We start from the raw sequence: 1,433 nt of genomic DNA on the forward strand, positions 1-1,433 counted from the left end.
CTCGATAACTCCAGCCACGCTGCTGTTCTGTGTGTTGATTGCTTGTTTTTCCATAGTTTCCACCTTGTTGATTGATTTTATGATCTTTTGAATTCCTTACCCAGTTGCGCCATGTTGCTTGCCAATCGATTTTGGTAGCGTTTGCTCCAGCTTTTGAACGCCAGTAATCTCGAAATTTCGCAATTTCGATTTTGATACGCTCTGGAGACAAGCCCTCTGCAAGTGCAAAATCGTAATCGGGTTCAAAATCCGCAGGCAATCGACACCCCCGATTAGCTTTTGAACGTTTTGGTTTTTTCGAAACGTTTTCTTGCTCGTGAATGGGTGGTTGGTTTTCTACACCCGCTTCGATTTGTTCTGGTTGGCTTTCAACAGCAGCAACCTCTGTTGGCTCGTCAACCAAATCGCTCGTTTCTAAATCTTCAAAATCAATTTCTTTTTTTGATAAAACGATAGTTTTATTTTTTTTATATATATTGTTAATGTTATTGTTATTGTACCCGCTTGAAGAATCTTGAAGACTTCTTGAAGAATCTTCAAGACCTCTTAAAGAATCTTGAGGCTTTCTTGAAGAATCGTCTTGATTTTTATGTTTCCTAGTGTTGGCGGCTTTTGCGGCTCTTTCTGCAAACTTATTTAAAGTCTCATCTGAATTTTTTAATTCCTCTTCAACATCTGGACACCACAAACGACCATCGTCTAAACAAATGATATGTCCAGATCTAAATAAATAATCTAATGCCTTTTGAAATCTTTTTACTGAACAAGAAGTAAAATGAGATAATATTTGTGCATCATTTAAAAGAGGTTCTCTGATGCGCAACATTTGCAATCGCAGCCGCATATAAACATTACCTTCAATTGCAGGTAAACATGCAAGATCAAGAAGCCACTTATCTGCAAAAAGCCTCGTCCATGGTAATTTACTGGACATTCTCTTTATCCTTCCTTTACTTATACCATGAGGTTTCTGACTGTTGAGTGTTATTCTTCAACTCTTCTTCAACTTCTAAACTCCAAATGTGTTTGTCATCCAAAAGAAAAATATGTCCAGTTTCTGCTAAGAGATCTAGTGCATCATCAATCTCTTCAATTGAACAGCGTGCTAATGAGGCTAAAGCTCGTAAATTGTTTGTAAGAGGCTTTCCAGTATGTAACATTTTTAATCGCAATCTCATGTAAATATTTCCTTCCATAGGAGGCAAATCAACGAGATCAAGAAGCCATTTTTCTACATTAATTTTCACTTGTTGGTTTTTATTGGACATTAGTAATTTCCCTTTCTTTAATTAAATGTAAAATTGATAAAGCATCTGCTTCATTATCATCACAAGGCGCGTGTCCTTTTGCACGCATTGCCTCTATCATCTCTTCTTTCGACGCATTCCCCTTGCCTGCCGTTGCTTTCTTAATTGTACAAACCGGTATCCCCT

The 1,433-nt window shown here is 37.5% G+C and carries 2 protein-coding genes; both read right to left on the minus strand.

Annotated features, from left to right (window positions below):
• A partial coding sequence (locus PVV65_RS09745; protein ID WP_273790027.1) for a hypothetical protein occupies nt 1-934 on the minus strand: 934 nt, incomplete at its 3' end.
• 16 nt (nt 935-950) lie between these two features.
• On the minus strand, nt 951-1,268 hold the full coding sequence (locus tag PVV65_RS09750) for a DUF1376 domain-containing protein (RefSeq protein ID WP_273757140.1): 318 nt from the start codon (nt 1,266-1,268) through the stop codon (nt 951-953).
• Nucleotides 1,269-1,433 lie beyond the last annotated feature (165 nt).

Origin of the sequence: Bartonella sp. ML70XJBT, assembly GCF_028618425.1 — a bacterium.
In the GTDB taxonomy this organism is placed as follows: domain Bacteria; phylum Pseudomonadota; class Alphaproteobacteria; order Rhizobiales; family Rhizobiaceae; genus Bartonella.